This is a genomic window from Streptomyces sp. NBC_00016 (assembly GCF_045040885.1).
Classification (GTDB): Bacteria; Actinomycetota; Actinomycetes; order Streptomycetales; family Streptomycetaceae; genus Streptomyces; species Streptomyces coriariae.
On record NZ_CP108304.1, the window covers coordinates 2,734,737 to 2,757,163 of the forward strand.

A 22,427-nucleotide genomic window follows, 5' to 3' on the forward strand; every position below is an offset into this window, starting at 1 on the left:
GCATGGTCTGTCCATGGGGGCCGACCGGACGGCCGACCCCACCGACGTGGAGGTACTCCATGTGTTCCCACCAGTTTCCCAGCGCTTCTGCCGACGCCCGGCCGGTCCACCTCGCGCACATCGTCGCCGCCCACCCCGAGCAGGGCTGGAACCTGCTGTGCGACGGCACCATCGTCTTCGACGACTCCGGCGAACTGCTGCCCGACGGCCGCGTCGTGGACCCGCACCGGGTGACCGCCGGAGCGCTGGCCGTCGCCGCCTGACCTTGATCATCGGGACGGGCCTGCCGACCACCTCCACCGAAGCCAGTTGCTGATACCGGTTACGGAACGGGCTACCGAGCCTGGTTGCTGATACCGGTTACGGAAACGGGCTACCGAGCCTGGTTGCTGATACCGGTTACGGAAACGGACCGCTGACACCGGTTGCGGAAACGGATCTCTGATACCGGTTACCGGCCCGGTTCACTCGAGTACCGCGAACCCGTCCAGTTCGACGAGTGCCTGCTCGTCCCAGAGTCGTACGATCCCGACGACCGCCATCGCCGGATAGTCGCGGCCCGCCAGCTCCCGCCAAATGGCGCCCAGTTCAGAAGCCTGGTCGCGATACGCGGCGACATCCGTGACGTAGACGGTGACGCGCGCCAGGTCCGACGCCGTACCGCCCGCCGCCGTCAGCGCGGCCAGCAGATTCGTCAGCGCCCGGGTGAACTGCTCCGGCAGCGACTCCCCCACGATCTTCCCGTCGGCGTCGAGGGCCGTCTGGCCGGCCAGGAAGACGATCCGCTCACCGGCGGCGACGACGGCATGGGAGAAGCCGAGGGGCGGGGAGAGTTCGGGCGGGTTGACGCGTTCGATGGTCACCTGGCCTCCAGGTCGGCGAGTTCGGCGTACAACTCCCGTGCGATGATGCCGCGTTGGACCTCACTGGCGCCCTCGTAGATCCGCGGCGCGCGCACCTCCCGGTAGAGGTGCTCGAGCAGGTGGCCGCGGTGCAGGGCCCGCGCTCCATGGAGTTGGACTGCCGTGTCGACGACGTACTGCGCGGTCTCGGTGGCGAACAGCTTGGCCATCGCGGCACGCTTCGGGACGTCCGGGGCTCCGCTGTCGTACGCCGACGCCGCGGCGTGGACCATCAGACGCGCGGCCTCCGTGCGCAGGGCCATCTCGGCGACCTGGTGGGCCACTGTCTGAAGGTCGCTCAACTTGCCGCCGAAGGCGTCCCGTCGGGCGGTGTGCTCCAGGGTCGCGTCGAGGGCGGCCTGCGCCATACCGACGGCGAAGGCGCCGACGCTGGGACGGAACAGGTTGAGGGTGCTCATGGCGACCCGGAAACCGCGGTCGGGTTCGCCGAGCACGTCGTCCGCCGTGACCGGGACGGCATCGAAGCGGAGGGCGCCGATGGGGTGCGGGGAGAGCATGTCGAGGGCGGAGCCGGTGAGGCCGGCGCGGTCGGCGGGAACGAGGAAAGCCGTTACGCCGCGGGCGCCTGCTCCCGGGGTGGTGCGGGCGAAGACGGTGTAGAAGTCGGCCTCGGGAGCATTGGAGATCCAGCACTTCTCCCCGGTGAGCCGCCAGCCGTCCGGTCCGTCCCGCTCGGCGGCCAGGGACAGGGCCGCGGCGTCCGAGCCCGCGCCCGGCTCGCTCAGAGCGAAGGCGGCTATCGCGGTGCCGTCGGTGACCCGGGGCAGCCAGTGCTGGCGCTGGGCGGGGCTGCCGTGAGCGTGGACCGGATGCGCGCCCAGCCCTTGCAGCGCGAGCGCGGTCTCCGCCTCCGTGCAGGCGTAGGCGAGGGACTCGCGCATCAGGCAGAGATCGACGGCACCGGAGGTGAACAGTCGCGGCAGCAGGCCGAGCCGGCCGAGTTCGGCGACGAGCGGGCGGTTGACGCGACCCTGCTCGCCTTTCTCGGCGAGTGGGCGCAGTTGTTCGGCGGCAAGGGTACGCAGTTCGGCGCACCAGGCGGACTGTGCCGGTTCGAGCGAGAATGCGGGCATCGCCTGTCCCCTCTGCCTTACGTGACCTGCCGTTGCTGTTTCTGCTGTTGCTGCTGTTACTGATTCCGCTTGCCTGTTTCCGCTGTGCCTGACTTGCCGCGACTGCGTCTGACTTTCCGCAACCGTTTCTGGTTGCGGCTCCTCTCCGACGGTATCGCGTACCGTTGACTGTCGTCACCAACGCGCTACGCTCCTTGCGCGACCCCAAGACGACACCCGCCCGGGCAGCCCAGCCGGACAGTCCATCCAGGCAAGGGGGCGAACGCCCATGAACGTCTCGGCCCACGTCGACACCTTCGCGCGCGACCACCTTCCGCCGCCCGGCCACTGGCCCGACCTCCGTTTCGATCTGCCCGAACTGGTCTACCCCGATCGGGTGAACTGCGCCGCCGAGCTGCTCGACCACACCGCCCCGGACCGGCCGGTGTTCCACACCAGCTCCGGGCCCTCCTGGACGTACGGCCAGCTGCGGGCCCGCGTCGACCGGATCGCGCATCTGCTCAGCGGCGATCTCGGAGTCGTCCCCGGGGGCCGTGTGCTGCTGCGCGGTCCCACCACGCCCTGGCTCGCGGCCTGCTGGCTGGCGGTGCTGAAGGCAGGCGCGATCGCGGTCACCGTTCTGGCCCAGCAGCGGCCGAACGAGCTGCGCACCATGTGCGAGATCGCGCGGGTGGAGCACGCGCTCTGCGACATCAGGGCCGTGGACGACCTCGCGAAGGCCGAAATACCCGGGCTCCGGATCACGACGTACGGCGGTGACGCCCCCGACGACCTGCTGAACCGGTCGGCGCCGCGAGAGCCGTATCAGGCTGTCGAAACCGCTTCCGACGACGTGGCACTGATCGCCTTCACCTCCGGCACCACCGGCCGCCCGAAGGGCTGTCTGCACTTTCACCGGGACGTACTGGCAATCGCCGACACCTTCTCGCGGCACATACTGAAACCGCTTCCGGACGATGTCTTCGCCGGCAGTCCCCCGCTCGGTTTCACCTTCGGCCTCGGCGGGCTGGTCGTCTTCCCGATGCGGGCAGGCGCCAGCTCGCTGCTGCTCGAACAGGCGGGTCCCCGGCAGCTGTTGCCCGCGATCGCCGCACATCGGGTGACCGTGCTGTTCACAGCTCCCACCGCCTACCGCGCGATGCTCGACGACCTGAACAGCATGAACGACCTGAGCGGCCCGAACGGTATGAACGGCCCGACCCGCCCCGACGCGCACGACGTCTCCTCGCTGCGCCGTTGTGTCTCCGCCGGCGAGAACCTTCCCGCCGCCACCTGGCGGGCCTGGCACGAGCGGACCGGACTCCGGCTGATCAACGGCATCGGCGCCACCGAGCTGCTGCACATCTTCATCTCGGCCGCCGACGAACACATCCGGCCCGGCACGACCGGTGTCCCCGTCCCCGGCTGGCACGCGCGCGTGCAGGACCCGGGCGGCAGACCCGTGCCCGACGGCGAGCCCGGACTGCTCGCCGTGCGCGGCCCGGTCGGCTGCCGCTACCTCGCCGACCCGCGTCAGCAGCAGTACGTACACGACGGCTGGAACGTCACCGGCGACACCTATGTCCGTGAGGCCGACGGCTACTTCCGGTACGTCGCCCGCGCCGACGACATGATCATCTCGGCCGGGTACAACATCGCGGGGCCCGAGGTCGAGGAGGCGCTGCTGCGGCACCCGGACGTGGTCGAGGCGGCGGTCGTGGGACGGCCCGACGAGCAACGGGGCCAGGTGGTCGTCGCGTTCGCCGTCCTGCGGCCGGGTGCCCGGCGCGACGCGGAGGCACTGCGCGCCTTCCTCAAGGAGGAGTTGGCACCGTACAAGTGTCCGCGCGAGTTCGTCTTCCTGGACGCGCTGCCGCGCACGGCGACCGGGAAGCTCCAGAGATTCAGGCTGCGCACCGAAGGCCACATCCACATCCACAGCCACAGCGACAGCCACAGCGACAGCCACAGCCACAGCCACAGCCACGGCGAAGATCACGTCGGTGATCACACCAATAGTGACCAGCACTGATACCGAAGACCTAAGATGATCAACGTGTCCGATCAGCCCGCACCCCGGTCTCTCATCGTCACGCTCTACGGCGCGTACGGCCGCTTCGCACCGGGCCCGGTGCCCGTCGCCGAGCTGATCCGGCTGCTAGCCGCGGTCGGTGTCGACGCGCCCTCCGTGCGCTCCTCGGTGTCCCGGCTGAAGCGGCGCGGACTGCTGCTGCCGGCCCGCACGGCGCAGGGCGCGGCCGGATACGAACTGTCCGACGAGGCAAGACAGTTGCTCGACGACGGCGACCGGCGCATCTATGCCACGGCCCCGCCGGCGGACGAGGGCTGGGTGCTGGCGGTGTTCTCCGTGCCGGAGTCGGAGCGGCAGAAGCGGCACGTGCTGCGCTCGCGGCTCGCGGGCCTGGGGTTCGGTACCGCCGCACCGGGGGTGTGGATCGCGCCGTCGCGGCTGTACGACGAGACCCGGCACACCCTCCGACGGCTGCGCCTCGATCCGTACGTCGACCTCTTCCGCGGCGAACATCTCGGCTTCTCGCCGACCGTCGAGTCCGTCGCCCGCTGGTGGGACCTGACGGCCATCGCCAAGGAGCACGAGACGTTCCTCGACGGCCACGAGCGCGTGCTGCACGCCTGGCGGCAGCGTCCGGACACACCGCCGGAAGCGGCCTACCGGGACTACCTCCTCGCCCTGGACTCCTGGCGGCACCTGCCCTACACCGACCCCGGCCTGCCCGCCCGTCTGCTGCCCGAGGACTGGCCGGGGACCCGTTCGGCGGCCGTGTTCCGGGGACTGCACGAGCGGCTGCGGGACGCGGGGGCGCAGTTCGTGGGAGTGACCCCGCACGCGCCATGAGTCACTCAGTCAAACCTCAGCTTCTTTGACCGGTCCTCTCAGATTCCTTACCTACCGTTTCCACGAGTGGACGACGGCAGGAAAGAGGACTGTTGCGCATGACCGACAAGCCGAGGGCGCAAGGGGCAACGGTCTGGCTCACGGGGCTGCCCAGCGCGGGCAAGACGACGATCGCCCGTTTCCTGAGCGATCGGCTGAGGGCGGAGGGCCATCGGGTGGAGGTCCTCGACGGTGACGAGATACGCCGTTTCCTCTCCGCGGGCCTCGGCTTCTCGCGGGCCGACCGGCACATCAACGTGCAGCGCGTCGGTCTTGTCTCGGAGGTGCTCGCCCGCAACGGCGTCCTGTCCGTCGTCCCCGTGATCGCGCCCTACGCCGACAGCCGTGAGGCGGTGCGGCTCCGGCACGAGAAGAGCGGCACACCGTACGTCGAGGTCCATGTCGCGACCCCGGTCGAGGTCTGCCGGGAGCGGGACGTGAACGGGCTGTACGCCCGGCAGGCCGCGGGTGTGCTGACCGGGCTGACGGGCGTCGACGACCCGTACGAGGCCCCGGTCGACCCCGAGCTGGTGCTCACGACGCAGGACCGGACACCGCCGGACTCGGCGGACGCGGTGTACGCGGTGCTGGCAGGTCGGGGGCTGGTGTGAGCTCGGCGGTCCCAGCTCACATGCCCGGTCCCGGGCCAGCTCGCATGCCGACTCCCGGGCCAGCTCACATGCCGGCTCCCGGGCCAGCTCACATGCCGGCTCCCGGGGCGGCCTCCCAGGCGCCTCGACTTGTGAGCGTCAGGCGGGGTTTGGGCGCGTCCGTGCGTCCGGTGCGCGGCGGCCTGCTGCCCGCACGATAGGGGGCGGGCCAGTCGGCGCCCGGGCCGGTGTAGCCCTGCTCGGCGGCGGCGTGCAGGGTCCAGTTCGGGTCGTAGAGGTGAGGTCGGGCGAGGGCGCAGAGGTCCGTTCGGCCCGCCAGGATCAGCGAGTTGACGTCGTCCCAGGAGGAGATCGCGCCGACCGCGATCACGGGGACCCGCACCTCGTGCCGGATCCGGTCCGCGAACGGTGTCTGGTACGAGCGGCCGAACTCGGGCCGTTCCTCGGCCACCACCTGGCCGGTCGACACATCGATCGCGTCGACGCCGTGCGCGGCGAAGGCTCGGGCGATCTCGACGGCGTCCTCGGCCGAAGTGCCGCCCTCGGCCCAGTCGGTGGCGGATATCCGCACGGTCATCGGCCGTTCCGCAGGCCATACCGCGCGGACCGCGTCGAAGACCTCCAGCGGGAAGCGCAGCCGCTTGGCGAGCGAGCCTCCGTAGGCGTCGGTTCGGCGGTTGGTCAGCGGCGAGAGGAAGCCGGACAGCAAGTAGCCGTGGGCGCAGTGCAGTTCGAGCAGATCGAAGCCGGACCGGGCGGCACGCACGGCAGCCGCGGCGAACTCCTGACGGAGGTCGGTGAGTTGGGCTCGGCTGAGAGCACGGGGCAGTCGGCCGGCCGGCTTGTAGGGCAGCGGGGAGGCGGCCACGAGTGGCCAGTTGCCTTCGGGCAGTGGCTCGTCCATCCCCTCCCACATCAGCCTCGTCGACCCCTTCCGCCCGGAGTGGCCGAGTTGGACGCCTATCGCGGTGCCGGGCGCCCGGTCGTGCACGAAGTCGGTGACGCGGCGCCAGGCGTCGGCCTGGCGGCCGGTGTAGAGGCCGGTGCAGCCGGGCGTGATGCGTCCCTCGGGGGACACGCACACCATCTCGGTCATCACCAGTCCGGCTCCGCCGAGGGCGCGGGCGCCGAGGTGGACGAGGTGGAAGTCGCCGGGGAGGCCGTCGGTGGCCGAGTACATGTCCATGGGCGAGACGACGACCCGGTTGCGCAGGGTCAGGCCGCGCAGCCGGAACGGGGTGAACATCGGGGGCGTGCCGGGCGGACAGCCGAACTCGCGCTCCACGGCGTCGGTGAAGTGGGGGTCGCGCAGACGCAGGTTGTCGTGGGTGACGCGGCGGCTGCGGGTGAGCAGGTTGAAGGCGAATCGGCGGGGCGGCTGGTCGAGGTAGAGGCCGATGTTCTCGAACCACTCCAGGCTGGCGCGGGCGGCCCGCTGGGTGGAGGCGACGACGGGCCTGCGCTCCTCCTCGTAGGCGGTCAACGCGGTGAGTAGATCGGGGTGTTCATGCAGACAGGCCGCGAGCGTCAGGGCGTCCTCGACGGCGAGCTTGGTGCCGGAGCCGATGGAGAAGTGGGCGGTGTGGGCGGCGTCGCCCAGCAGGACGATGTTGCCGTGCGACCAGTGTTCGTTGACGACGGTCCGGAACGTGGTCCAGGCGGAGTGGTTGGACTTGAGCGAGCGTCCGCCGAGGGCGTCCGCGAAGATCTTGGCGCAGCGCTCGACCGACTCCTGTTCGTCGAGTTCGTCGAAACCGGTTGCCCGCCATACCTCCTCGCGCATCTCGACGATCACGGTCGAGGAGTCGGGCGCGTAGGGGTATCCGTGCAGTTGCATCACGCCGTGCGGGGTCTCGGCCACCTCGAAGCGGAAGGCGTCGAAGGCGAAGTCCGCGGCGAGCCAGATGTAGCGGCAGTGGTGGCCGGCCACCCGGGGGCGGAACACCTGGGCGTACGCCTCGCGGGTGGTGCTGTGCACGCCGTCGGCGGCGATGACGAGGTCGTACTCCTGCGCCAGCCGGGCCGGGTCCGGCGCCTCGGCGCGAAAGCGCAGGTCGACGCCGAGGGAACGGCAGCGTTCGTGCAGGATCTCCAGGAGCCTGCGCCGGCCGAGGGCGGCGAAGCCGTGTCCGGTGGAGGTGTGCCGGCTGTTCCGGCACACGATGTCGATGTCGTCCCAGCGGACGAAGTCCTGCTGGAGGGCGGCGTAGACCTGCGGGTCGGCGTGTTCGATGCCGCCGAGGGTCTCGTCGGAGAGGACGACCCCGAAGCCGAAGGTGTCGTCGGGGGCGTTGCGTTCCCAGAGGGTGATCTCGCGGGCGGGGTCGAGGCGTTTCAGCAGGGCCGCGGCGTAGAGACCGCCGGGGCCGCCGCCGATGACCGCGATGCGCCGGAGGTGGCCGGTGCCGTCGCGCGGCGGCGGGCCTCCTGCTGCCGGTCGCTGCCCGTCGTGGAGCCGCGGGTCGGCGCCGCCCGGTGCCGTGGACGCCGGTGTCCACGCGTCGGTCGTCATGGTCACCGCCCCCGCCACTTCGGCGGTCGCTTCTGCGTGAACGCCTCGTGGAACTCGGCGTAGTCCTCGCCGTTCATGAGCAGTGCCTGGGTGGAGGCGTCCAGTTCGACGGACGCGGCGAGCGGCATGTCCAGTTCCGCGGTGAGGAGCGCCTTGGTCTGGGCGTACGCCAGTGCGGGTCCGTCGGCCAGGCGGCGGGCGAGTGCCTGGGCGGCCTCGTCGGAGCGGCCCTCGTCCGTCATTTCGCTGATCAGGCCGATGCGCTCGGCCTCGGGGGCGCGGACCGGCTCTCCGAGCATGAGCAGCCGGGTGGCGTGGCCGAGGCCCACGACCCGGGGCAGCAGATAGGCGGCGCCCATGTCGCCGCCGGAGAGGCCGACGCGGGTGAAGAGGAACGCGAAGCGGGCGCTGGGGTCGGCGATCCGGAAGTCGGCGGCCAGGGCGAGGACCGCGCCGGCACCGGCCGCCACGCCGTGCACGGCCGCGATGACCGGGAAGGGGCACTCCCGGACGGCGCGCACGACCTGGCCGGTCATCCGGTTGAAGTCGAGGAGCCGGGCGGTGTCCATGCCGAGGGTGGCGCCGATGATCTCGTCGACGTCCCCGCCGGAGCAGAAGCCGCGGCCCTCGCCGGCCAGCACCAGGGCGCGGACCGACCGCTCCCGGGACAGCTCGGCTAGCAGATCGCGCAGGTCGGCGTAGGCGCCGAAGGTGAGGGCGTTGAGTTTCTCGGGACGGGCCAGGGTGACGGTGGCGATGCCGTCGGTGTGTTCGACGCGCAGGTGGTGCCAGTCGGAGGTGCGGGCGGCGGAGCCGGTGAAGGGACTCATGAGGGCGGCCTCCTCGACAGTCACTTCCGAAGTTATCACCTTCTCGTGACTGTCGTCATGAGTACGCGATAGGAGCGCCGGGAAGACTCGCTGTGTCACCGCACGGCATGTTCTCGTCACACACGTCACCGGTCGTCAATAACGCGGTAACAACGGGATCAGGCGCGCGAGAGGGACCGTTGACCCGGGTAAGTCGCCGGGCAGGGGCCGAAGGTCCCGTACGGCGCCCGACGAGCGCCTCTGCCGGAGGCCGCCGTACCATTCCTGAAGTTGAAAGCAGGGCCACCTGATGTCGATCATCGGAACCTGCGCCATGAACGGACTCGCCTTGTACGAACGCCCCTCCGAGCCGGCCGCCTCCTGGCGGATCGCGCTGCCGCACTCCGCCGCGGCCGTGCCGGTGGCCCGCGCTCTGGTCCGAACGGCGCTGGCCGAGCTGAAGCACGGGGCGGACAGCGACACCGCGGAGCTGCTCACCGCCGAGCTGGTGGCCAACGCCGTGGAGCACACCGCCGGGGACGCCCCGATAGAGCTGGTGGTGGAGCTGCAGCCGACCGGCTGCCAGGTCGAGGTGCACGACCCCGACCCGGTGCCGCCCGGCGATCTCACCCGGCCTTCCGGGGAGGAGCCCGACCCCTGGCAGGAGCACGGGCGCGGGCTGCTGCTCATCCGCACCCTCAGCTCGTCCTGCGGACACCGGCCCACCGAGCAGGGCAAGGCGGTGTGGTTCAGGCTGGCCGCCGTTCCGGCGCAGTGGCGCCCGCACCCGGCGTGACGTCGGCCGCCCCGGCCGCGACGGGCGCGCCTCGCGTCAGCCGTCAGCCGTGAGCCGTGAGCCGTCACCTTGAGTCGCGGTGCCCGTGGCGGGCGTGACGCCTGTGACGGGCATGATGCCTGTGGCGGGCGGGACGCGTGAGTCCGGGCCGCCCGCTCAGGCGAGCGTTGCCACCAGTACCGCCTTGATCGTGTGCAGGCGGTTCTCCGCCTCGTCGAAGACGACCGAGTGGGCCGATTCGAACACCTCGTCCGTCACCTCGAGGGAGTCCAGGCCGTGGGTCTCGTGGATCTCGCGGCCGACCTTGGTGCCGAGGTCGTGGAAGGCCGGGAGGCAGTGCAGGAACTTGACGTCCGGGTTGCCGGTGGCGCGCAGGACGTCCATGGTCACGGCGTACGGGCCGAGGGCGGCGATCCGCTCGTCCCAGACCTCCTTGGGCTCCCCCATGGAGACCCACACGTCGGTGGCGACGAAGTCGGCGCCCGCGACGCCCTCGGCGAGGTCCTCGGTGAGCAGGATCGCGGCCCCGGAGTCCTCGGCCAGCTTGCGGGCCTGCGCGATCACCTCGTCGGCGGGCCAGTACTCCTTCGGCGCGACGATACGGACGTCCATGCCGAGCAGGGCGCCGGTGACCAGGTAGGAGTTGCCCATGTTGAAGCGGGCGTCGCCGAGGTAGGCGAGGACGAAACCGTCGTCCCCGAGGTTCTTGGCACAGTGCTCGGTCATCGTGAGCACGTCGGCGAGCATCTGGGTGGGGTGCCAGTCGTCGGTGAGGCCGTTGAAGACGGGCACGCCCGCGTGGGCGGCGAGCTCCTCGACCTTCTGCTGGCTGGACCCGCGGTACTCGATGCCGTCGTACATCCGGCCCAGCACCCGGGCGGTGTCCTTCACCGACTCCTTGTGGCCGATCTGGGAGCCGGAGGGGTCGAGGTAGGTGGTGGAGGCGCCCTGGTCGGCGGCGGCGACCTCGAACGCGCAGCGAGTGCGCGTCGAGGTCTTCTCGAAGATCAGGGCGATGTTCTTGCCGCGCAGGTGCTGGACCTCGGTCCCGGCCTTCTTGGCGGCCTTCAGCTCGGCGGCCAGCTCGATCAGGCCGCGGAACTCCTCCTCGGTGAAGTCCAGCTCCTTGAGGAAGTGGCGGCCGGCGAGGGCGGTCGGGACTGTCGCCATGGGGGTCGCTCCAGAAGTGCGGTGAAGAGATGCAGTGCACGGACTGCGGCGGGAAAGGACCCTCGGAAGTCTATACGACACCCAGCATTTTTATACAGACACCCGAGCGACACCCGTGCGGCCGTACGGCCAGACGGCCAGACGGCCAGACGGCGCGCATACGGCGCACATCCGGCACACCCACCCCCACAGCACGCCTATACGGCACTCCGTTCGACCGGGCAGCTCATACAGCGCGGCCCGCCCCTCCCCCGGCCCAGCTCGCTGCCGGGGATCTCGATCACCTCGATGCCCTGTTTACGCAGATGGGTGTTGGTGGTGACGTTGCGCTCGTAGGCGACGACCACTCCCGGCTCCACGGCGAGGACGTTGCAGCCGTCGTCCCACTGCTCGCGCTCGGCCGCGTGGACGTCCTGGGTGGCGGTGAGCACCCGGATCTCGCTCAGACCGAGGGCGGCGGCGATCGCGCGATGCATGTGCTCCGGCGGATGGTCGGTGACCTTCAGCTCCTTCTCGCCGACGCCCGGTTCGATGGTGTACGAGCGGAGCATGCCGAGGCCCGCGTACTGAGTGAAGGTGTCGCCGTCGACCATCGTCATCACGGTGTCGAGGTGCATGAAGGCGCGCCGCTTCGGCATGTCGAGGGCCACGATGGTCTCGGCCGAGCCCGCCGCGAACAGCTTGTGGGCGAGCATCTCGACGGCCTGCGGAGTGGTGCGCTCGCTCATACCGATCAGTACGGCGCCGTTGCCGATGACGAGGACGTCACCACCCTCGATGGTGGACGGATAGTCCGCCTGGCCCTCGGACCAGACGCGGAACGTTTCGCCGCGGAACAGGGGGTGATGCCGGTAGATCGCCTCGAAGTGGACGGTCTCGCGCTGCCGGGCCGGCCAACGCATGGCGTTGATCGCGACACCGTCGTAGATCCAGGCGGAGGTGTCCCGGGTGAAGAGGTGGTTGGGGAGCGGGTCGAGGAGGAAGTCGTCGAGGTCCATGACGTGGAAGCGCACGGACGTCGGTTCGGGATGCGCTTCCAGAAACTCCCTCTTGGTCATACCGCCGACGAGGGCCTCCACCAGTTCCGGGGCGGGGAGCGTCTCGAAGGCGGCGCGGAGGTGGTCGGTGGCGAGCACCCCGTACTCCTTCTCGTCGAAGACGCGGTCCAGGACGAGCGCTCGGGCCGCCGGGATCTCCAGGGCCTCGGTGAGCAGGTCGCCGAAGAGATGTACGGCGACACCGCGGTCGCGCAGTACGTCGGCGAACCCGTCGTGCTCGGCGCGCGCCCGGCGCACCCACAGCACGTCGTCGAAGAGAAGTGCGTCCTTGTTGCTGGGGGTGAGCCTTTTGAGCTCGAGATCCGGCCGGTGAAGGATGACGCGGCGCAGCCGCCCGGCCTCGGAGTCGACATGGAATCCCATGCCTCCATCCTGACCACCAGGGACCGCCTTCACCCCCTACTGGACCGTTTCCGCACGAGCTTGTTCGCGCCCTCGTCGCCCTCCGCCGCCTCCCACCCGTTCTCGTCCTCTTGACGACAAGGGGAACGCACGACTATCGTTTTCCTTATCGTCGTACTGACGAGAAACAGAACGAGGGGGGTCTCTCATGGCCGACATCACCCGGCGCCTGGGCTGGCGCCATCTGCGCGGCGCACCGACGGCGCATGTGCGCCACCACCGCTCCGGCAAGCTGGCGCACGACGGTCCCGGGCTCAGCTTCTGGTTCCGCTCGCTGAGCGCGGCGCTCTCCGAAGTGCCGGTGGACGACCGCGAGTTGGCGATGACCTTCCACGCCCGTACGGTCGACTTCCAGGACGTGACGGTGCAGGCGACCGTGACCTACCGGATCAGCGACCCCGCTGTCGCCGCCGCCCGCCTCGACTTCTCCATCGACCCCGACACGGGGATCTGGCGCAGTGCGCCCCTGGAGCAGCTCGGCACCCTGCTCACGGAGACGGCGCAGCAGCACGCACTGGACGTCCTCGCGCGTACGTCCCTGGCGTCGGCGCTGGTGGACGGCGTGAAGTCGGTGCGGGAGCGGGTCGCGGCGGGGCTGGCGGCGGAGCCGCGACTGCCGGCCACGGGCATCGAGATCGTGGCCGTGCGGGTCGTCGCGCTGCGTCCGGAACCGGAGGTGGAGCGGGCGCTGCGCACCCCGGCGCGTGAGCAGATCCAGCAGGAGGCCGACCGGGCGACGTACGAGCGGCGGGCGGTGGCCGTCGAGCGGGAGCGGACGATCGCCGAGAACGAGCTGGCCAGCCAGATCGAACTGGCCCGCCGTGAGGAGCAGTTGGTCGAGCAGCGCGGCACGAACACCCGTCGCGAGGCGGAGGAGAACGCGGCGGCGGACAAGGTACGGGCGGAGGCGGAAGCCTCCCGGTCCGTGCGGCTCGCGGAGGCGGAGGCCGCGCGGTCGGTCAAGCTGGCGGAGGCGGAGGCCTCCAAGCAGGTGCGGCTGGCGGACGCCGAGGCACAGCGCTCGGAGCGGCTGACCCTGGCGGAGGCGGCGCGCACGGTCCGGCTCGCGGAGGCGGAGGCGGCGCGCTCGGTCCGGCTCGCCCACGCCGAGGCCCAGGCGGCACGTGAGGTCGGCGAGGCGCGGGCCCAGGCGCAGGCGGCCTGGCTGCGCGTGCACGCGGATGTCGACGTGGCGACCCTGCACGCCCTCACCGGGACGCGACTGGCCGAGAACCTGCCGCACATCGACAGCGTGACGATCTCGCCGGACGTCCTCACCGGACTTTTGTCGAAGCTCGGCGCCGGGGAACGGGAGTGAGTCTCGCCCCGCGGGCCGTGCTGGTCCACCGCACCACGGAGTACGAGGAGTTGGTGGCCCGGCACGGCACCCACGGCCAGGCCGCCTTCTTCCTCTCTTCGCGGGGCCGGGACATCGAGGAGGTCGCCGAACGCCACCGGCGCACCAGGCGGGCCATGGCGGAGGTGACGGCGGCGATTCCCTTGACCTGGCGTCAGACACGCGTGGCTCGAACGGACTTGGACCGCTTCCTCTTCGCCCCCGAGGACGTGGTGGTCGTGGTCGGCCAGGACGGACTGGTGGCGAACGTCGCCAAGTACCTGTCCGGTCAGCCGGTGGTGGGCATCGACACCGACCCCGGCCGCAACCCTGGCGTCCTGGTCCGCCACCGCCCGGCGGACGCCCGGCTGCTCCTGCCCTCCGTGCTCGCGGCGGGCACCGGCACGGACGGGCTGACCATGGTCGAGGCGGTGGCCGACGACACCCAGCGGCTGCTGGCCCTGAACGAGATCTATCTGGGCGCCGCGGGCCACCAGACCGCCCGCTACCGCCTGGGCCTCGACGACGACGGGGGTGCCGTCGAGGCCCAGGCCTCCTCAGGGGTGCTGGTGGGCACCGGCACCGGGGCGACCGGCTGGATCCGGTCGGTGTGGCAGGAGCGGGGCGCCGGGGGCGACAGGGGCCTGCGCCTTCCGGCCCCGACGGAGGACAGGTTGGTGTGGTTCGTGCGGGAGGCCTGGCCGTCCCCCGCGACCGGCACCTCGCTGGTCGCGGGCGAACTCGCGGCGGGCGGCCGGCTGACGCTCACCGTCGAGTCGGAACGCCTCATCGCCTTCGGCGACGGGATCGAGAGCGATGCGGTGGAACTGACGTGGGGGCAGCGGGTACGGGTGGGGCGGGCGAAGACGGCGCTGCGGCTCGTCGGGTGAGCCGCAGCGCCAACCACCGTCCTGTGGTGCTGGGTTCGACCTCTCTGCCAAACCCCGTCCCGCGACTACGGGTTGGACCCTGCCGCCAAACCCTCGCCCGGCGAATGCGGGTTGGACCGCGCCGCCAAACCCCGCCCGGCGATTACGGGATGGACCGCGCCGCCAAACCCCGTCCGACGGTGGCGGGTGCGACCGACCCGCCAACTCCCGCCCGTCCATCCTGGGTTGATCGGCCCGGGGCGGTGAGTACCGGCTGCGCCCCGTCCAGCCGGACGAACGCGGCGCAGCACAGCTCCTCGCCTGTCGCGCCGGAGACCGACGCCCCGCTCACAGCCGCGGGTCGACCGGCTCCGACTCCAGGGCCAGTACACCGAAGACCGCCTCGTGGACGCGCCACAGGGGCTCGCCCTCGGCCAGGCGGGCCAGGGCCTCCAGGCCCAGGGCGTACTCGCGGATCGCCAACGACCTTTTGTGGTTGAGGAAGCGCCCGCGCAGTCGGGTGAGGTTGTCGGGACGGGTGTACTCCGGGCCGTAGATGATCCGGAGGTACTCGCGGCCCCGGCACTTGATGCCGGGCTGGACCAGGCGGCCCTCGCTGCCGCGGACCAGGGCGCCCAGCGGCTTGACGACCATGCCCTCGCCGCCTCGGCCCGTCATCTCCAGCCACCAGTCGACACCGGCCTGGACCGACTCGGGGTCGGCCGTGTCGACGTAGAGGCGCCGGGTGGTCTGGAGCAGACCCGTGTTGTCGTGTTCCACCAGCCGGTCGAGGAGCGACAGCTGTACGTCGTGGGGCAGGTCGGCGAGGCTGCGGCCCTGGACCGCGAGGATCTGGAACGGGGCCAGCCGTACGCCGTCCAGGCCGTCCGTCGTCCAGCAGTAGCGGCGGTACGCCTCGGTGAACGCTGCCGCGTCCGAGGCGCGTTCGCGCTGGCGGGAGAGGAGGTCCCCGACGTCGACACCTCGTGCCGCCGCGCCTTCCAGGGCGGACAGGGTGCCCGGGAAGACCGCGCGGGACGCGGCGCCCACGGCCGCGTACTGCGAGCGGAGCAGACCCGAGGCCTTCAGCGACCAGGGCATCAGCTCGGCGTCCAGCAGCAGCCAGTCCACCTCGCCGGTGGCGCTGTCGGGTGCGGCCAGCTCCGTCCAGAGGCCCGCCTCGTCCACCGCGGTCCGTATCCGGCCGAGGATCTCCTCCGTCACGCTCTCGTCGTCGAAGAACGGCCGGCCCGTGCGGGTGTAGAGGGATCCGGTGGGGCCGTCCACGCCGAAACGCTTGCGTGCCGTTTCCGCGTCCCGGCACACCAGGGCCACCGCCCTCGAGCCCATGTGCTTCTCCTCGCACACGACCCGCGCGACACCGTCCTGCGCGTACTGCGCGAACGCCTCCGCCGGGTGCTCCAGGTAGCCCTCGACGTGCGAGGTCGCCGTGGGGGCCATCGTCGGCGGCAGGTACGGCAGCAGCCGCGGGTCCACCGCGAAACGGCTCATGACCTCCAGGGCCGCGGCCGCGTTCTCCTCGCGGATCGAGACACGGTTCTGACCCTCGTAACGGGTTTCGACAATGCGTCGGCCGTGGACGTCCGCCAGGTCCAGCGGGCGGCCGTCGTGCCCGCCGGGTGCCTCGGAGCGCAGCGGCTTCGTCGGCTCGTACCAGACCTGCTCCGCCGGTACGTCGACCAGCTCGCGCTCCGGCCAGCGCAGCGCGGTCAGCTTGCCGCCGAACACGGCGCCGGTGTCCAGGCAGATGGTGTTGTTCAGCCAGGTGGCCTCCGGGACGGGCGTGTGGCCGTAGACCACCGCCGCGCGGCCCCGGTAGTCCTCCGCCCACGGGTAGCGCACCGGCAGGCCGAACTCGTCGGTCTCGCCGGTGGTGTCGCCGTACAGCGCGTGCGAGCGGACGCGCCCGGACGTGCGGCCGTGGTACTTCTCCGGCAGACCCGCGTGGCAGACCACGAGCCTGCCGCCGTCGAGGACGTAGTGGCTGACGAGGCCGTCGATGAACTCCCGTACCTCGGTGCGGAACTCCTCGCTCTCGCTCTCCATCTGCTCGATGGTCTCGGCCAGGCCGTGGGTGTGCTGGACCTTGCGGCCGCGCAGGTGACGGCCGTACTTGTTCTCGTGGTTGCCGGGCACGCAGAGGGCGTTGCCCGACTTGACCATCGCCATCACGCGACGCAGCACACCCGGGCTGTCCGGGCCCCGGTCGACCAGGTCACCGACGAACACGGCCTGCCGGCCCTCCGGGTGGACGCCGTCCACATAGCCCAACTTGCCCAGGAGGCCCTCGAGTTCGAAGGCACAGCCATGGATGTCGCCGACGATGTCGAACGGGCCGGTGAGGTGGGTCAGGTCGTTGTAGCGCTTCTCGGTGACGACCGAGGCGTTCTCGATGTCCTCGACACCCCGCAGGACGTGCACCTTGCGGAAGCCCTCGCGCTCCAGGTGGCGCAGCGAGCGGCGGAGTTCGCGGGTGTGGCGCTGGATGACCCGGCGGGGCATGTCGGCGCGGTCGGTGCGGGCCGCGTTGCGTTCGGCGCACACCTCCTCCGGTACGTCCAGCACGATGGCGATGGGCAGCACGTCGTACTGCTTCGCCAGCTCGATCAGCTGACGGCGGGCGTCCTGCTGCACGCTGGTGGCGTCGACCACCGTGCGACGGCCGGCCGCGAGCCGCTTGCCCGCGATGTAGTGCAGGACGTCGAAGGCGTCCCGTGTCGCGCTCTGGTCGTTCTCGTCGTCGGAGACCAGACCTCGGCAGAAGTCGGAGGAGATGACCTCGGTGGGCTTGAAGTTGCGGTGGGCGAAGGTGGACTTGCCGGACCCGGACGCACCGATCAGCACGACGAGGGAGAGGTCGGTGACGGGCAGTACACGGCCCTGCTTCGTGGAAACCTGAGTCTCGGTCATGCTGCCTTCGCCTCCTTCTCGTTCACGCTGCTCATGGTGAAAACGGCCATCTGGGTGGGCGGGCCGACCTCCGGGTCGTCCAGGCCGACCGGGACGAACTCGACGGCGTAGCCGTGCCGTTCGGCGACGGTGGCCGCCCAGCCGCGGAACTCCTCCCGGGTCCACTCGAAGCGGTGGTCGCCATGTCGGACGTGTCCTGCCGGGAGGCTCTCCCAGCGGACGTTGTACTCGACGTTCGGGGTGGTCACCAGGACCGTACGCGGGCGGGCCGAACCGAACACCGCGTACTCCAGGGCAGGCAGCCTGGGCAGGTCGAGGTGCTCGATCACCTCGCTGAGCACGGCGGCGTCGTAGCCCTTGAGGCGGGTGTCGGTGTAGGCGAGCGAGCTCTGGAGGAGCTGGACGCGGGAGGCCTGCCGCTCACCCATGCGGTCCAGCTTCAGCCGCCGGGAGGCGATGGTGAGCGCGCGCATCGACACGTCGACACCGACGATCTCGGTGAAGCGCGGGTCCTTCAGCAGCGCCTGCACCAACTGGCCCTGGCCGCAGCCGAGGTCGAGGACCCGGGCGGCCCCGGACTCCGACAGCGCCGTGACGATGGCCTCACGGCGCAGCACGGCCAGCGGCGTCGGGCGCTCCTCCGTCTCGGCCTCCGCCTCGACCGCGTTGTCGATCTCCTCGACCTCGCTGTCGTCGGCTTCGGCGAGCCGGACCAGCTCCAGCCGCTCCATCGCCTGGCGGGTCAGCGACCAGCGGCGGGACAGGTAACGGCTGGTGATCAGTTTCTGCTGGGGGTGATCCGACAGCCAGCCCTCACCGGCGCGCAGCAGCTTGTCGACCTCGTCGGAGGAGACCCAGTAGTGCTTGGCGTCGTCGAGGACGGGCAGCAGGACGTACAGGTGACGCAGGGCCTCGGCGACGGTGAGCGTCTCCGCCTCCAGGACCAGGCTCACATACCGCGAGTCTCCCCACTCCTCGAACTCCGTGTCGAGGACGACCGGTTCGGCGCTCACGGCCCAGCCGAGCGGCTCGAAGAGACCGCGTACGAGGTCGACGCCGCCGCGGGCGGGCAGTGCGGGCACCTCGACACGCAACGGCCGCTTCTGCGCGGGGAGTTCGGGCTTCGCCGCGCACACACCGCGCATCGCGCTGGAGAACACCCCGCTCAGGGCGACCGCGAGCAGCGAGGAGGCCGCGTAGGGGCGGTCGTTGACGTACTGGGCGAGGGCTGCGTCCGGAGCGCCGCCCCGGCCCTTGCCCTTGCCTCGCCGGACCAGCGCCACGGCGTCCACCTCCAGCAGCAGCGCCGCCGTGCAGCGGTCGGCATCGGCCTCGGGATAGAGGACGTGGGCCTTGCCGTAGGAGGTGGAGAACGCCTGCGCCTTGTCGGGATGCTTGTGCAGCAGGAAGCCCAGATCGGTGGCGGGACGTTCAGGGGTGCCGGTGGTGCTGATCGTCAGGAACACGTGGGTGCCTCGGTGGGTTCGGAAGAAGGAGCGGAAGCGCTGATCGTGCGCTCGCGCACCCTTACAACGTACAGAGAACGCTTCCGCGCCACTCGCGATTTTCCCAGCCGGCCGACGACCGTCCGCGCTGGTCAGACACCGGGCGCCGGGGGCGGAGACGCTCACCGCCGCCGGGATCCCCGGCTCGCCCCTTCCAGAGGTTTCTCGGACCTTTCGGTCGTCCGCCGTTTCGGTCGTCCGCCGTTTCGTCCCTCCGGCGCTCCGTCCCTCCGGCGCTCCGTCTCCCTGTCTCCGCGTCCCTCCGTCTGTCTGCTGCTCCGTCCGTCTGTTACTCCGGTGTGCTTCGCCACGGGCTGACGCCCAGCTTTCCGGTGGTGCCGAGGTCCAGGTGGGGGGTCACCATCACCGGCTCGGCGTCGGACCTGGCACGCACCCGGACGTACGGGACGTCGACCGCGGTGCCGGAGCCGGTGGTGTTGCGCCACATCAGGCCGGCGTTCGCGCGTTCGCCGGGCTTCAGCGTGACGGGCCGGGGCGCGTCGTCGAACCCGGTGACGGTGGAGATGCCGCCGCTGCCCTTGAAGATCTTGACGCCGTCGACCGGCTTGTGGTCCTCGTCCAGGAGGGTCACCTGCGGGTAGCCGTCCACCGTGTAGTCCCGATCGCCGCAGTTCTCCAGGATGAGTCCCACGACGCGCAGCCCCATCGCGGCGTCGCCGTCGTCGGCAAAGACGCGGACCCCGGAGGGCGGGCAGACCCCGGCCTCGGTCGGCGCCTCGGCCGCCGGGACCTTGGTCACCTCACTGACCTTCACCGTCGTCACCGGCGACGACCCCGGCACGAGCTCCCCCGGCCGTACGGTGCCCCGTACCGTCCGGCCGGCCCCCACCGAGCGCACGGTCACCCGCTCGTTACTCATGACCTCGCCCGCGCTCGTCGTGAAGTCGAAAAGGACGGTGTACGTCAACGCTTTGGTACCGGAGTTGGTGACCTCGTACGCGGCCGAGATGCCGGAATCGGCGGCGAGCCCGGTCGGGAGGCGTTCGGCCTTGACGAGGCCGCCGTCGGATGCGCTGGGGCTCGCGGAGGCTGAGGGGATGGTCACCGAGGTGATCCGGACCCCGTCCACGGCGGGCTGGGTGACCTGCGTCCGCGGTGTCGAGCCGCTCGCGCCGACGCCGCCGTTCTGGGTGCCGGCCTGTTCCGATCCGCACGCCGTGAGGAGCAGCACGGCGGCGAGAGCCGGCAGGAGCGGGAGGGGTCTGCGCATCCGGCCACCTCATCAGGGCCCGGCCATGCCGACTGTGACGGAAGCCATAGCTCCGGTCACAGCCGTGTCACAGATGATCGGCGGCGCGTCCCGGCCGTCCGGACAATGAGGATAACGAAGACAACGAAGACAACGATGTCCAAGCCGGGCCGGGCGCGCCGCCGCGCACGTCCCCGATCGCCGTACTAGTTCAGCTGCGCCTGCCCCTGCATCGCCGTACTAGTTCAGCTGCGCCTGCACCTGCGCGGAGATCAGCTCCAGGTGGTCCAGGTCGTGCAGGTCGAGGACCTGGAGGTAGAACCGCCGGGAGCCTGCCTCGGCGTAGCGGCCGATCTTGTCGACGACCTCGGCCGGAGAGCCGGCCAGCCCGTTGGCCTTCAGCTCGTCGACCTCGCGGCCGATCGCGGCGGCGCGCCGGGCGAGCTCCTGGTCGTCCTTGCCGACGCAGACGACGAGGGCGTTGGAGAAGGTGATCGAATCGGCTGCGCGGCCCGCCTCCTGAGCGGCGGCCCGTACCCGGCCGAACTGGCGCTCACTGTCCTCGATCGAGCCGAACGGCATGTTGAACTCGTCGGCGAACCGGGCGGCCAGCCGCGGTGTGCGGGTCGCGCCGGTGCCGCCGATCAGCACCGGGATCTTCGCCTGCGCGGGCTTGGGCAGCGCGGGCGAGTCGGTGAGGTCGTAGTACGTGCCGTGGAAGTCGTACGTCTTGCCGAGTTCCGTCGCCCACAGGCCCGTGACGATCTCCAGCTGCTCCTCCAGCCGGCCGATCTTCTCCTTCGGGAAGGGGATCCCGTACGCCGTGTGCTCCTCCTCGAACCAGCCCGCGCCCAGGCCCAGTTCGACCCGTCCGCCGGACATCTGGTCCACCTGCGCGACCTGGATGGCGAGGACGCCGGGCAGCCGGAACGTGCCGGCGGTCATCAGCGTGCCGAGGCGGATGCGCTTGGTCTCGCGGGCGAGCCCGGCGAGGGTGATCCAGGCGTCCGTGGGGCCCGGGAGGCCGCTCACGTCGCCCATCTTCAGATAGTGGTCGGACCGGAAAAAGGCGTCGAACCCGAGGTCCTCGGTGGCCTTCGCCACGGCGAGGAGGGTGTCGTAGGTCGCCCCCTGCTGGGGCTCGGTGAAGATACGCAGATCCATGCCTCCATCCTGCACTCCGGCCTTCCCGTCAACCCCACCGGTCCCGTCTCCCCCGGCCGTCCCCGGTCGGGTGAAAAATCGTCCGTGCCGTGCGTGGGGGGTTGCCCGGGCCAGTGACCCGCCCCTCCGGTGATCGTTGGGCGGGCGGAGCCGGACCGCCCGGCGCCCGTGCCCGGCCGGTCAGCGCCGGGACGTCACCCGCATCGGCCCTCCTCACGGGGGCCAGGGCCGAGGAGGCCGTCATGTCCGAAGAGACCGTGCCGCAGCAGGGCGGCGCCCACGCCGCAGCCCAGCCGAAGGGGTTGTTTCAGCAGATGGAGGAGCTGATGGCGGCCCTGAACGCGGACCTCTCCGCGTTGGATGCGGATTTCCAGTCGACCGGGGGTGCGCAGCGGGGGCCCAGAGAAGAAGGCGGCATGGGGGGCTGAGCCTCTCCGCCCCCTCCCCCCTCCCCCCTCCCCCTGCCCCCTCCCCCACCCGCCCCTCCCGCCCCTCCTCCACTCCCGCCCCTTCGCTGGGCGCCGGATGCCGGGCGCCCGGCGAAGGGGCGCCGAGCACCGAGCGCCGGACAGGTCGGCTTTCTCACCTCTCCGGCAACGCGCCCTCTCTCTCCTCCCGTTCCTCTCTCGCCGCCAGCTTGCGCAGCATCTCCAGGACCCTGTCCCTGGACTCGTCCGCCGCGTCGATGGCCTCCATGCACTTCCAGTACGTGCCCTGGTCGTCCGCCGAACTCGCGAGGCCGACCAGGGCGATGCCGACCTCGCCCAGCAGGCCGCTCAGGTCGAGCAGCGCCTGACGGGCGTCGTCCAGTTCGGTGAGCCGGGCGGCGAGCAGGTCCCCGGGATCGAGGTCCGGCGCGCCCAGCACACCGCAGCCTCTGCCCGCCAGCTCGGTCAGTCCCAGTGCCTCGCCACGCAGTTCGGGCGGGCCCGAGACGGCGAGGCGACTGCCGATCGCCTGCGCCAGGGCCTGTGCCTGCCACACCTCCTCGAGGATCCTTGCTCCCTCGCCGCTGCCCGCGAGCGCGCGCCTGCTCGTCAGGATGAGCCGCACCGCGTCCATGCGCTGCCCCCGTCTGCCCGACGTGCTGCCCGCACGTCCGCCCGAACACCCGTGTCCACCAGTCCACTACCCAGAGTGAGGGTCTGTGGGGCGAAAAGCCAGA

Annotated in this window: 19 protein-coding genes; 8 read left to right on the plus strand and 11 right to left on the minus strand. The window is 71.1% G+C overall.

What is annotated here, in order from left to right; translation table 11 throughout:
* The first annotated feature begins 59 nt into the window (after window positions 1-59).
* Window positions 60-263, plus strand: a complete 204-nt coding sequence (locus OG933_RS11980; RefSeq protein WP_362531240.1) for a DUF5999 family protein — start codon at window positions 60-62, stop codon at window positions 261-263.
* A gap of 201 nt (window positions 264-464) precedes the next feature.
* Here OG933_RS11980 and OG933_RS11985 read toward each other — a convergent pair whose 3' ends face one another.
* Together OG933_RS11985 and OG933_RS11990 are read right to left on the minus strand one after the other, a co-directional pair.
* Window positions 465-863, minus strand: coding sequence for a Rid family hydrolase (locus tag OG933_RS11985; RefSeq protein WP_362531241.1), 399 nt, complete (start codon window positions 861-863; stop codon window positions 465-467).
* Window positions 860-1,996 carry an acyl-CoA dehydrogenase gene (locus OG933_RS11990; protein ID WP_362531243.1) on the minus strand — a complete coding sequence of 379 codons (1,137 nt, stop codon included), beginning with the start codon at window positions 1,994-1,996 and terminating at the stop codon, window positions 860-862. Before OG933_RS11990 ends, OG933_RS11985 begins: the two co-directional genes overlap by 4 nt.
* A gap of 268 nt (window positions 1,997-2,264) precedes the next feature.
* Between OG933_RS11990 and OG933_RS11995 the strand changes: the two genes are divergently transcribed.
* From OG933_RS11995 to cysC, 3 genes are all read left to right on the plus strand, one after another.
* Window positions 2,265-4,007, plus strand: coding sequence for an AMP-binding protein (locus OG933_RS11995; RefSeq protein WP_405627015.1), 1,743 nt, complete (start codon window positions 2,265-2,267; stop codon window positions 4,005-4,007).
* 15 nt (window positions 4,008-4,022) lie between these two features.
* Window positions 4,023-4,850 (plus strand): PaaX family transcriptional regulator C-terminal domain-containing protein, encoded by an 828-nt coding sequence (locus OG933_RS12000; protein WP_405627017.1) that lies wholly within the window; start codon window positions 4,023-4,025, stop codon window positions 4,848-4,850.
* 98 nt (window positions 4,851-4,948) lie between these two features.
* On the plus strand, window positions 4,949-5,500 hold the full coding sequence (cysC, locus tag OG933_RS12005; RefSeq protein WP_405627018.1) for an adenylyl-sulfate kinase: 552 nt from the start codon (window positions 4,949-4,951) through the stop codon (window positions 5,498-5,500).
* Between the two features lie 88 nt (window positions 5,501-5,588).
* Here cysC and OG933_RS12010 read toward each other — a convergent pair whose 3' ends face one another.
* The gene (locus OG933_RS12010) at window positions 5,589-8,012 is read right to left on the minus strand and encodes a bifunctional salicylyl-CoA 5-hydroxylase/oxidoreductase (RefSeq protein ID WP_405627020.1); all 2,424 of its coding nucleotides are present in this window, start codon (window positions 8,010-8,012) and stop codon (window positions 5,589-5,591) included.
* A 2-nt stretch (window positions 8,013-8,014) separates the two neighbouring features.
* On the minus strand, window positions 8,015-8,842 hold the full coding sequence (locus OG933_RS12015; RefSeq protein WP_362531257.1) for an enoyl-CoA hydratase family protein: 828 nt from the start codon (window positions 8,840-8,842) through the stop codon (window positions 8,015-8,017).
* A 313-nt stretch (window positions 8,843-9,155) separates the two neighbouring features.
* Here OG933_RS12015 and OG933_RS12020 point away from each other — a divergent pair, with 313 nt between their 5' ends.
* Window positions 9,156-9,617, plus strand: a complete 462-nt coding sequence (locus tag OG933_RS12020; protein ID WP_054243760.1) for an anti-sigma regulatory factor — start codon at window positions 9,156-9,158, stop codon at window positions 9,615-9,617.
* A 156-nt stretch (window positions 9,618-9,773) separates the two neighbouring features.
* Here the strand turns inward: OG933_RS12020 and argF are convergent, their stop codons facing one another.
* Window positions 9,774-10,787: an ornithine carbamoyltransferase gene (gene argF / locus OG933_RS12025; protein ID WP_405627022.1), complete on the minus strand. Its 1,014-nt coding sequence runs from the start codon at window positions 10,785-10,787 to the stop codon at window positions 9,774-9,776.
* Window positions 10,788-10,984: 197 nt separating this feature from the next.
* Window positions 10,985-12,208, minus strand: coding sequence for an arginine deiminase (locus OG933_RS12030; protein ID WP_020125172.1), 1,224 nt, complete (start codon window positions 12,206-12,208; stop codon window positions 10,985-10,987).
* Between the two features lie 187 nt (window positions 12,209-12,395).
* Between OG933_RS12030 and OG933_RS12035 the strand changes: the two genes are divergently transcribed.
* Complete coding sequence (locus OG933_RS12035) at window positions 12,396-13,565, plus strand: SPFH domain-containing protein (protein WP_362531265.1); 1,170 nt, start codon at window positions 12,396-12,398, stop codon at window positions 13,563-13,565.
* Complete coding sequence (locus OG933_RS12040; protein ID WP_405627024.1) at window positions 13,562-14,473, plus strand: hypothetical protein; 912 nt, start codon at window positions 13,562-13,564, stop codon at window positions 14,471-14,473. Before OG933_RS12035 ends, OG933_RS12040 begins: the two co-directional genes overlap by 4 nt.
* Window positions 14,474-14,800: 327 nt before the next feature.
* Here the strand turns inward: OG933_RS12040 and OG933_RS12045 are convergent, their stop codons facing one another.
* The 4 genes from OG933_RS12045 to OG933_RS12060 form a co-directional block, all read right to left on the minus strand.
* Window positions 14,801-17,383 carry a polynucleotide kinase-phosphatase gene (locus OG933_RS12045; protein WP_405627025.1) on the minus strand — a complete coding sequence of 861 codons (2,583 nt, stop codon included), beginning with the start codon at window positions 17,381-17,383 and terminating at the stop codon, window positions 14,801-14,803.
* Window positions 17,380-18,849 (minus strand): 3' terminal RNA ribose 2'-O-methyltransferase Hen1, encoded by a 1,470-nt coding sequence (locus OG933_RS12050; RefSeq protein ID WP_405627027.1) that lies wholly within the window; start codon window positions 18,847-18,849, stop codon window positions 17,380-17,382. The genes OG933_RS12045 and OG933_RS12050 overlap by 4 nt, the downstream gene beginning before the upstream one ends.
* Window positions 18,850-19,177: 328 nt before the next feature.
* Window positions 19,178-20,119 (minus strand): DUF4232 domain-containing protein, encoded by a 942-nt coding sequence (locus OG933_RS12055; RefSeq protein WP_405627029.1) that lies wholly within the window; start codon window positions 20,117-20,119, stop codon window positions 19,178-19,180.
* 219 nt (window positions 20,120-20,338) lie between these two features.
* Window positions 20,339-21,262 (minus strand): LLM class F420-dependent oxidoreductase, encoded by a 924-nt coding sequence (locus OG933_RS12060; protein WP_362274621.1) that lies wholly within the window; start codon window positions 21,260-21,262, stop codon window positions 20,339-20,341.
* A gap of 242 nt (window positions 21,263-21,504) precedes the next feature.
* Between OG933_RS12060 and OG933_RS12065 the strand changes: the two genes are divergently transcribed.
* Window positions 21,505-21,690: a hypothetical protein gene (locus tag OG933_RS12065; protein ID WP_362531281.1), complete on the plus strand. Its 186-nt coding sequence runs from the start codon at window positions 21,505-21,507 to the stop codon at window positions 21,688-21,690.
* A gap of 154 nt (window positions 21,691-21,844) precedes the next feature.
* On the opposite strand, the gene OG933_RS12070 is transcribed toward OG933_RS12065, so the two are convergent.
* Window positions 21,845-22,324 (minus strand): DUF6099 family protein, encoded by a 480-nt coding sequence (locus OG933_RS12070; RefSeq protein WP_054243428.1) that lies wholly within the window; start codon window positions 22,322-22,324, stop codon window positions 21,845-21,847.
* Window positions 22,325-22,427: the final 103 nt, after the last annotated feature.